The organism is Phaeobacter sp. HF9A, assembly GCF_011806385.1.
GTDB lineage: Bacteria > Pseudomonadota > Alphaproteobacteria > Rhodobacterales > Rhodobacteraceae > Epibacterium.
The window spans coordinates 1-9571 of sequence record NZ_JAATOX010000140.1; the positions used below are offsets into that span (position 1 = coordinate 1).

A 9571-nucleotide genomic window follows, 5' to 3' on the forward strand; every position below is an offset into this window, starting at 1 on the left:
GAATCTCTTTATTATCAACTCCATGGCCGAGGACACGCCGATCGGGCAGACCTATAAGGGCGCCCTGCCCTTTGTGCTGACCGATATGGTGCGGGTGGTCATTCTGGCCTGTTTCCCGGCGATCACCCTATGGCTGGTCTGGGTCATTGATGCATTGTGAGCTGGACCAATGATCCCCTTTACCGCCCCCGCTGATGACATCCTGTTTTCCCTGCGCCAGATCGCCGGGGCCGCCGCCTTGCCCGATTGGGACGATGACACGGCGCGCGAGATCCTTACCGCCTTTGCCAGTTTTGCCGAGGCAGAGATTGCACCGCTGGACGAGATTGGCGACCGGCAGGGGTGCCGTCTGGAAGAGGGTCGCGTGATCCTGCCCGAGGGCTTTGCCAGGGTTTACGCGCAGCTGGCGGATCTCGGCTGGCAGGGGCTGACCGCGCCCGACTCCCGTGGCGGCATGGCGCAGTCTCCGCTGGTGGCGGCGATGGTCTCGGAGGTGTTTGCCGGGGCCAATCACGCCATGCAGATGGTCTGCAACCTGGTGCCGGGCGCAATCGCAACGCTCTTGCGTTATGGCAGCGCGGCACAGCAAGAGACCTGGATTCCCAGGCTTGCCAGCGGGCAGGCGCTCTCGACCATGTGCATGACCGAGGCTGGCGCGGGGTCTGACCTTTCTCGGGTGCAATGCCGCGCGACCCGCGCAGGCGAGGGCTGGCAGATCACCGGCGACAAGATCTTTATCTCCGGCGGCGATCAGCCCATGTCGGCGGATATCCTGCATCTGGTGCTGGCACGCACCGGGGCGGTGAGTGACGGCATCAAGGGGCTATCGCTGTTTCTGACGGCCAAATCCATGGCGGGGCCTGCGATCCAGATCACCCGGATCGAGGAAAAGCTGGGGCTGCATGCCTCCCCCACCTGCCAGATGCGGTTCGAGGACGCGCCTGCCGAGCTGATCGGCGTCGAGGGAGAGGGTCTGGTGGCGATGTTCACGCTGATGAACCACGCCCGGCTCGATGTCTCCCTGCAAGGGGTGGCCCATGCCGCCCGCGCCCACGCGATTGCCTCGGCCTATGCGGCAGAGCGCAAACAGGGCCGCCGCGCTGATCGCAGTGATGCGGTGCTCAGCGACCATGCGGATGTGCGGCGCATGCTGAACGAACAGCAGAGCCTCGCCATCGGTGCCCGCGCCATGGCGCATGTGACCCTTGTTGAAATGCAGCGCGGCAATTGCCCCGAGCTCGTGGATTTCTTGACCCCTGTCTGCAAGGTCTTTTGCAGCGAGGCAGGGATTCGCGCGGCCGATCTGGGGATCCAGATCCTCGGCGGATATGGCTATCTCAATGAATACCGGATTGGCCAGACCTGGCGCGACGCGCGGATCACCGCGATTTATGAGGGGGCCAATGGTATTCACGCGCTGACCACAGCCACCCGCGGCCTGCATCTGAAAGGGGGTGCGGGCGCGGATGCCTTTGATGCGCTGATCGGGCGATTGAGCGATCACCCGGAGGTGCTGGCGCAGCGCGAAACCTGGCGCAAGGCACGCCTCCATGTGGCCAATGACCCGGCACCGGCGACGCATGCCGAGGCTTTCATGTCTCTGACCGGCGATCTGTTTTATCGCGCGATCTGGGGCCGGATTGCGGCGCTTGCCCCCTCTGAGGCGCATTGCGCGCTGGCGCGGGCGATCCTGGCGCCGAAACCCGCCTGGCGCTAAGCACCGCCTCCTCCCCTCCGCTTGCCATGAGACACGGCCCAAACCGGGCGCTCCCCCATCGCGCCTGCGGTGTGGGGCGCGTGGGGCCTCTGGCGAGACGTCTGTGGGTCTTTTTGATCAAATTCCCCTTGATAGGTCTGCCGCTTAACTGTTTACTCGGTTAACAATCTGTCGTAAGACAGAAGTGAACGCAAGTCATGAGGTGCAGCATGGGCATTCGGCAGACATCCCCGCGCGCGGAGGATCCGCTGGTCCAGGGTAGCGATCTGGAGGATCTGGTCGGCTACAACCTGAAGCGCGCCTATGTGATCGTCAGCACTGATTTCCGCAACGCGCTTGGCGAGGACGGTTTTGCACCGCGCCCGTTTTCGGCGCTGTCCCTGATCGTGCAGTTTCCCGGCATCACGCAGAGCGAGCTGGCACGCAAGCTCGGCATTGAACGCTCCGGGCTGGTGGCGATCGTCGATGAGCTGGAAGGTCGCGGCTATCTGCAACGGCAGGCCGTGCCCGGCGATCGGCGGGTGCAGGCGCTGGCGCCAACCGAGGCAGGTCAGGCGGCTTACCTGCGGGCGCAGGAGGTGGTGCGAGAGCATGAGGCCAAGCTATTGGCCCATTTGACAGCGCAGGAGCGGGAGACCTTGCTCTCCCTTCTGCGCAAAATCCGACAGGTGGAGAGCTGATCATGCAAAATTGGGCAGGCCATAGCGCAATTGTAACGGGCGGGGCCTCGGGTCTTGGGGCGGCGACCGCCGCGAAGCTGGCCGAGGCGGGGCTGACGGTCACCCTGTTTGACCGCAACGAGGAAAAAGGCCGCGCGCAGGCGGCCGCGATTGGCGGGCATTTCGCAATGGTGGATGTCTCTGATCCGGCCTCGGTCGCGGCGGGGATCGAACTTGCGGTCGAGCGCGCGGGCGTGCCGCGGGTGCTGGTGAACTGCGCCGGTATCGGCGGTGCCGCCAAGACCGTGTCGCGCGGTGCGCCGCATGATTTTGGCCTGTTTGAAAAGACCCTGCGGGTGAACCTGATGGGCAGCTTCAACTGCGCCTCGCAGGTGGCTGCGCGGATGGTGGCAGAAGATCCGGTGGACAAGGACGGCGCGCGCGGCGTGATCGTCAATACCGCTTCGGTCGCCGCTTTTGACGGGCAGGTCGGCCAGCTGGCCTATGCGGCCTCCAAGGGCGGCATCGTGTCGATGACCCTGCCGATGGCGCGGGATCTGGCGGATAAGGGCATTCGCGTCTGCACCGTGGCCCCCGGCCTCTTTATGACGCCGCTGCTGGAAGAGCTGCCGCCAGAGGTGCAGGACTCGCTCGGCGCGCAGGTGCCCTTTCCCTCGCGGTTGGGAGACCCGGAGGAATATGCGGCAATGGTTTGTCATATCACGGAAAATTCGATGCTCAACGGCGAGGTGATCCGCATCGACGGCGCCATTCGCATGGCACCGCGTTGAGATCGAAGCTCAGGGGAGGAGCACAAATGAACATCGAAGCAGTGACCACCGCGTCAGATTTCTGGGACCCGGAATTCGAGTATGAGCATCGTGAGGATGGCACGATCATCATGCGCCAGAAGGAACCCCTGCCCGAGCATATGTCGCTGTTGGCGGATTATCTGGACAAATGGGCGGAGGCGACCCCGGATCAGACCTGGATCGCGCGGCGCGGCCCAGATGGCGATTGGCAGCGCATTTCCTATGGCGAGGGGCGCGACAAGGCGCGCCGGATCGGCTCGGCCCTGCTGGCGATGGGATTGGGGGCGGAGCGGCCCTTGCTGATCTTGTCGGGCAACAGCCTGGAGCACGCGCTCCTGGGGGCGGCCTGCTTTTACACTGGCATTCCCTATGCGCCGGTCTCGCCCGCCTATTCGCTGGTCTCCAAGGATCATGGCAAGCTCAAGGACATCGCCGCCAACCTGCAACCCGGCGCGCTGTTTGTCGAGGATGGTGCGGAGTTTGAACCGGCCACCACCGCCATTGCCGCCGAGGGCCGTCAGGTCGTCGCGCTGAGCAACCCCGGCCCCGGCGCGATGCTGTTCGAGGAGCTCCTGACCGCCGCCCCCGAGGCCGCGATGCAGGCGCGCGCGGCGCTGACCCCCGATATGGTTGTGAAATATCTCTTTACCTCTGGGTCGACCGGAGCGCCCAAGGCGGTGATCAACACCAACCAGATGATCTGCGCGATGGAGGCGATGGTGCGCGATTGCTATCGCTTCGTGCAAAAGACACCCCCGGTGGTGCTGGACTGGGCGCCGTGGAACCATACGGCGGCGGGCAACAAGGTGTCTTATCTGGTGCTGACCAATGGCGGCACCTATTACATCGACGACGGCGCCCCGGTGGCCGGCAAGATGGAGGAGACCCTGCGAAACCTGCGTGAAATCTCCTGCACCTGGTATTTCAACGTGCCGGTGGGCTGGGACCGGCTGGTCGAGGAGCTGGAACAGGACGAAGCCCTGGCCGAGACGTTTTTTGCCCGTCTTTCGATGATGTTTTATGCTGGCGCCGGCATGGCGCAGCACACTTGGGACCGGCTGCGGGCGATCGGGCGCAAGACCACTGGGCGCGAGGTGCTCTTGTCCTCCAGCCTCGGCGCGACCGAGACCGCGCCCTTTGCGCTGACCTGCACCGAGGTGCAGGAGAAATCCGGCAATGTCGGCGTGCCCGCGCGCGGGCTTTTGATGAAGCTGGTGCCCAATAGCGGCAAGCTGGAGCTGCGCCTAAAGGGGCCGACCATCACCCCGGGCTACTATGGTGATCCGGTGCGCACCGCGGAAGCCTTTGACGAGGAAGGCTATTACAAGATGGGCGACGCGCTGCGTCCGGCCGATCCTGATGATCTGTCCAAAGGGTTCTTCTTTGACGGGCGCGTGGCCGAGAATTTCAAACTGAACACCGGCACCTGGGTCACCGTGGGCGCGGTGCGCGGGGCGCTGGTGGATGCGATGGACGGGCTGATCCGCGATGCGGTGATTGTCGGCGAAAACGAAGCCCAGCTGGGCGCGCTGCTGCTGCTGTCGGATCGGGCGCGGCAGATGCCGGAGGAGGACCGCCACGCGGCGCTGCACCAAAAGCTGGCCGAGGCGGCAAAACGCGCGACGGGGTCTTCGATGCGGGTGCGCCGCGCCGTGGTCCTGAACACCGATCCCAGCTTTGATCGCGGCGAGGTCACGGAGAAGGGCTCGCTCAACCAGCGCGCCATGCGCAGCAACAACGCCGATGTGGTCCGCGCCATGTATGCGGGCGAAGGCGATGTGCTGACGGTCTGAGGCGCAAGCGATCCGCGCTGAGACCACGACATCCTGCGTTGTGCGCCTGCCCAGCCGGGCGCGCAACGCCAAAGCCCCGACCGCCAATAGACGCAGAAAGACCTTGCACTGCGGCCCTTATTGCACGATTGTGCAGCAATAGGGCGGAGATCGCATGACAGAGCACAAACCCAAATTTCGCCGCGAAAGCCCGGAGCAGCGCCGGGAGCAGCTGATTGACGCCACCCTGCGTGTGATTGCGCGCAAGGGGGTGTCCGGGGCCACGGTGCGCGAAATCTCCACCGAGGCGGGCGTGGCCTTTAGCCTGATCCGGCATCATTTCCAAACCAAAGAAGACCTGATGTATGCGGCCTATGCCCATCATATGCACAAAGCCTCGCGCCTGTCATTGGCCGGTGCGAGCGATGACAGCATCCCGGTTGCAGATCGCCTGCGCCGCTGCATCCGGGACACGTTGTCGCCGCCGCTGACAGAAGGCGCCGCGATGCAGGTCTGGGCGGGCTTCATCCAGATGGTGCCCCGCGACGCGCGGATGAAACAGATCCACAAGGACACCTATCTGGAGTTCCGCAACGCGTTGGAGCCCTTGATCACCGAGGCACTGGAAACGCGCGGCGCAGCGGCCTCTGCCACCGAGGTCGAGCGCCTGGCGATTGCTTGTAACGCGGTGCTGGACGGGCTGTGGCTGGAGGGGTCGATGCTGCCGGATATGCTGCCGGCGCAAAAGCTCTGCGCGATCGCCGAGGACACGATCTTTGCCATTCTGGGCCTGAGCAAATAGCACCCCGCCGCGCCCGAGGGGGAACGCGGCGGGGCTGAGGCTGCCAGTGGCGGATCAGACCTCGACCGAGACCTTGCCGATCGGGTTGGAGCAACAGGCCAGGATGTAACCGGCGTCGATGTCATCGTCGGAGATCCCGCCGTTATGCACCATATGCACGTCGCCGGAGGTCTTTTTGACCTTGCAGGTGCCGCAAACGCCAAAGGTACAGCCGGAGGGGATATTGAGCCCATTGGCCCGGGCCGCCGCCAGAACGGTGTCGGTTTCCGCGACTTTTGCGGTCACGCCGGAGACCGCAAAGGTGATCTCGGCGGAGGTTTCCTCGTCCGGCACAACATCGTCGAGATCCGGTTGATCGGCCTCTTTTGCCACCGGCGCGTGGAAGCTCTCCTGGTGGTAATTGTCCATGTCAAAGCCAAGACCGGAAAGCGCGTCACGCACCGCCTGCATAAAGGGTTCCGGCCCGCAGCAGTAGACTTCGCGCTCCAGATAATCCGGCGCCATCAGACCCAGCATCAGCTGGTTGAACATGCCCTGATAGCCGGTCCAGGGGCGATAGAGATCGGGCTCTTCGACCACGAATTTCAGGTCCAGCCCTTCCGAACGGCTGGCCATCTGTTCCAGGCGCTGGCGGAATATGATCTCTGACGGGCGCTTGGCTAAGTTCACAAACACGATGTCGCGCTTGTCGCCGTCGTCCCACATGCAGGTGGTCATCGACATCATCGGGGTGATGCCGGTCCCGGCGGAAATAAACAGGAATTTCTCGGCGGTGCTGTCGGCATTGGAAAAGAGACCGGCAGGGCCGATCGCCTTGATCAGGCTGCCGGGCTTCAGATTGTCCAGCATCCAGCGGGTGCCGATGCTATCCGCCTGCGCCTTTGCGGTGATGGTAATCGTGCGCGGGCGCGACGGCGAAGAGGAAATCGTATAGGTGCGGTGCAGCGGGCCACCCGGCACCGGGATTTCCAGCGTCATGAACTGGCCGGGGTTGTAGTCGAACAATGCCCCCGACGGCGCCCGAAAGGTAAAGGACGCCGTGTTGTTCATTTCGGGAATGATGGAGACGCATTCCAGCAGCTCCGTATCTTTCCAGATCGCGCGTTCACTGTTTTTTGCCATGTGTCTTTACTCCGCCGCGAGGCTTTGGGGGCCGCGGTTGCGTTGCAATGTGGCGAGATACCACTGGACGAATTGCAGCACGCCGCTTTCCTGGGTCTCGGAATAGGGGCCGGGTTCATAGACCGGCGAATTGATCCCCATCTGGTTGTTCTCGACCACTTCGCGGTCTTCGTCATTGGTGTGGATCCAGACTTCGCTGAGGCGATTGAGGTCATAATCCACGCCCTCGACCGCATCCTTGTGCACCAGCCATTTGGTGGTGACTTCGGTTTCGGTCGGGCTGATGGGGGTGATGCGGAAGACGATGGCGTGATCCGGCAGGAAGTGGTTCCAGGTGCTGGGATAGTGGAACTGCACCAGCGGCCCGGCATCGGGGATATGCACCCGACCCAGGGGGCGCGACACCGCTGCCTTGCCATCCATCGTATAGCTGACGGCAGCGCCCAGGAGGGGCATCCGCGCCAGACGGAACTGACCGCCCGCATCAATGGTGAACTGCGACGGAATGCCTGCGGCTTCGAGACGGGCGACGTGGTTTTGCACCAGCGGCGACGGTTCCGCACCGCCGACGCCAGTCACCGAGGGGTCTTCGGGATAGGTGCGGCACAGCGACGGGTGGTTGCCGGCGCAGTGATAGCACTCGCGGTTGTTTTCCCAGACCAGCTTCCAGTTGCCGTTCTCGATGATGGAGCTTTCATAGGCGACCTTGGCATTGCTGAGGTCGTGCAGCTCCAGATAGGGCAGCGCGGTCTTGGCGAAAGTGTCGAAATCAGGGGCCTCCTCCGCCACGCAGATATAGACCAGCCCGGCCAGCTCGCGGCAATGCACGGTTTTCAGCCCATGTTTGGAGGCGTCAAAATCAGCCCCCATATCGCGCGCCCAGAGCAGACGACCGTCGAGCTCATAGGTCCATTGATGATAGGGGCAGACCAGCTTGGGGTTGTTGCCCTTCTTGGCCGTGCAGATCACCGAGCCCCGGTGGCGGCAAGAGTTGTGAAAGGCGCGGATGACATTGTCGGAGCCGCGCACGATGATGACCTTGTAGGCGCCGATGGACTGGGTGACATAGCTGCCCGCTTTTTCCAGTTCACAGGCGGGAATCGCAAACAGCCATTCCTTGTAGAAGATCTCTTGCAGATCCGTCTGGAACACCTCGGCGTCGTTGTAAAACGCCTGCGGGAGCCCGTGGCCCGGTTTGTGACTTGCGATCAGCGCATTGATATTGCTGTTCATGATCTGACTCTTCCTGCCGCCGACCCCGCGCGTGTCCCGGAGCGAAAAGCGGTTGCTGACTATGCGCGCGACACAGGGAACCTGTTCGGCCGCGACGGAGGAATCGCGCCCTGCAAGATGCCCAAACCGCCGCCCGCGGTTGACGATATCCAGTGAGGCTGGTTTCCGGGCTCAGAAGCTGACCAGATGGTCGGAGCATGACGCCTTCCCGGGGACCTCCTCCCAGTGGCCGGTTGTCATGCCCGCCGGCTTCATTACCGTTGCGGGGGCAGCGCCGGGTTTTCACCGGCTTCCCAATTCTCCATCCGAACCCGCCGGATGGCACCTCTTGAAACCGACTTGTAGCGAGATTCTCGAATCCGGATCTCCAAATTGCGACATTGTTTCTCTGGTTCGAGACAAGCGCCGCTCTGGCGGGCAAAAAAACCACTCGCAGCCTGCCTGAACCGCAAGAAACAGCTGAATTTTCAGTCACATCTCGAAAAGGACATTGATTTCAATGTGAAAATTTTTCCGCCTCCAGATCCCGCCGCCCGGTTTTTTGTCGCGCTGCCGGAGCGGATGCCAGCAGAACCGACCACAGGTCCTTTGCGACATGAGCAAAATTTATGGTTGGCAAACGTCGGTAATATTGTGATCTTGCAATCGGAATACGCGCCCAAAGCGCGTGATAGGGGAGAAAATCATGAAGAAATTCCTGGGGCTGACCGCCCTTGCCACGATGACATGCGCCTTTGCAGCCGAAGCCATGGCAACCGAATGGAATGTCTCCGTCTGGGGCAAGCGCCGCGCCTTTACCGAACATGTCGAAAAGCTGGCCGAGCTGGTCGCCGAGAAAACCAACGGCGAGTTCACCATGAACATCAGCTATGGCGGCCTGTCCAAGAACCGCGAGAACCTCGACGGGATCTCCATCGGCGCCTTTGAGATGGCGCAATTCTGCGCCGGCTACCACCGCGACAAGAACCGGGTGATCACGGTGCTGGAACTGCCCTTCCTTGGCGTGTCCAACCTGGAGGAAGAAGTCGCGGTTTCCAACGCTGTCTACAACCACCCGGCCGCCACCGAGGAAATGGCGCAGTGGAATGCCAAGCTGCTGATGCCTTCGCCCATGCCGCAGTATAATATTGTCGGCACTGGCGAGCCGCGCACCAAGCTGGCCGATTTTGAAGGCATGCGGGTGCGCGCCACCGGCGGTATCGGTCAAGCCTTTGAGGCGGTTGGCGCGGTGCCAACCTCGGTGACCGCAACCGAAGCCTATCAAGCGATGGAATCCGGCGTTGTCGATACCGTGGCCTTTGCCCAGCACGCGCATCTGAGCTTTGGCACCATCAACCGGGCCGATTGGTGGACCGCCAACCTTAACCCCGGCACCGTGAACTGTCCGGTGGTGGTCAATATCGACGCCTATGAGAGCCTCTCTGACGCCGAACGCGAAGCGCTGGACAGCTCCA

At 62.8% G+C, this 9571-nt stretch carries 8 protein-coding genes and 1 riboswitch; of the genes, 6 read left to right on the forward strand and 2 right to left on the reverse strand.

Annotation, left to right across the window (positions count from 1 at the left end; translation table 11 throughout):
• Positions 1–169: 169 nt before the first annotated feature.
• The 5 genes from HCZ87_RS17950 to HCZ87_RS17970 all read left to right on the forward strand — a co-directional run bounded on the left by HCZ87_RS17950 (position 170) and on the right by HCZ87_RS17970 (position 5762).
• Positions 170–1717, forward strand: coding sequence for an acyl-CoA dehydrogenase family protein (locus HCZ87_RS17950; RefSeq protein ID WP_167646008.1), 1548 nt, complete (start codon positions 170–172; stop codon positions 1715–1717).
• 209 nt (positions 1718–1926) lie between these two features.
• Positions 1927–2397, forward strand: a complete 471-nt coding sequence (locus HCZ87_RS17955; protein WP_167646010.1) for a MarR family winged helix-turn-helix transcriptional regulator — start codon at positions 1927–1929, stop codon at positions 2395–2397.
• A gap of 2 nt (positions 2398–2399) precedes the next feature.
• Complete coding sequence (locus HCZ87_RS17960) at positions 2400–3167, forward strand: SDR family NAD(P)-dependent oxidoreductase (protein ID WP_167646012.1); 768 nt, start codon at positions 2400–2402, stop codon at positions 3165–3167.
• Between the two features lie 26 nt (positions 3168–3193).
• Positions 3194–4981: a feruloyl-CoA synthase gene (locus tag HCZ87_RS17965; protein ID WP_167646014.1), complete on the forward strand. Its 1788-nt coding sequence runs from the start codon at positions 3194–3196 to the stop codon at positions 4979–4981.
• A 154-nt stretch (positions 4982–5135) separates the two neighbouring features.
• Entirely contained in the window at positions 5136–5762 is a 627-nt protein-coding gene (locus tag HCZ87_RS17970) for a TetR/AcrR family transcriptional regulator (protein WP_167646016.1), read from the forward strand.
• 54 nt (positions 5763–5816) lie between these two features.
• On the opposite strand, the gene HCZ87_RS17975 is transcribed toward HCZ87_RS17970, so the two are convergent.
• Both HCZ87_RS17975 and HCZ87_RS17980 read right to left on the reverse strand, forming a co-directional pair.
• Entirely contained in the window at positions 5817–6884 is a 1068-nt protein-coding gene (locus HCZ87_RS17975) for a hybrid-cluster NAD(P)-dependent oxidoreductase (protein WP_167646018.1), read from the reverse strand.
• Between the two features lie 6 nt (positions 6885–6890).
• Positions 6891–8117, reverse strand: coding sequence for an aromatic ring-hydroxylating dioxygenase subunit alpha (locus HCZ87_RS17980; RefSeq protein ID WP_167646020.1), 1227 nt, complete (start codon positions 8115–8117; stop codon positions 6891–6893).
• Positions 8118–8255: 138 nt separating this feature from the next.
• Positions 8256–8461: riboswitch (cobalamin riboswitch) on the reverse strand.
• A gap of 341 nt (positions 8462–8802) precedes the next feature.
• Here HCZ87_RS17980 and dctP point away from each other — a divergent pair.
• Positions 8803–9571: TRAP transporter substrate-binding protein DctP (dctP, locus tag HCZ87_RS17985; protein WP_167646022.1), on the forward strand; the 769-nt coding region annotated here is incomplete at its 3' end.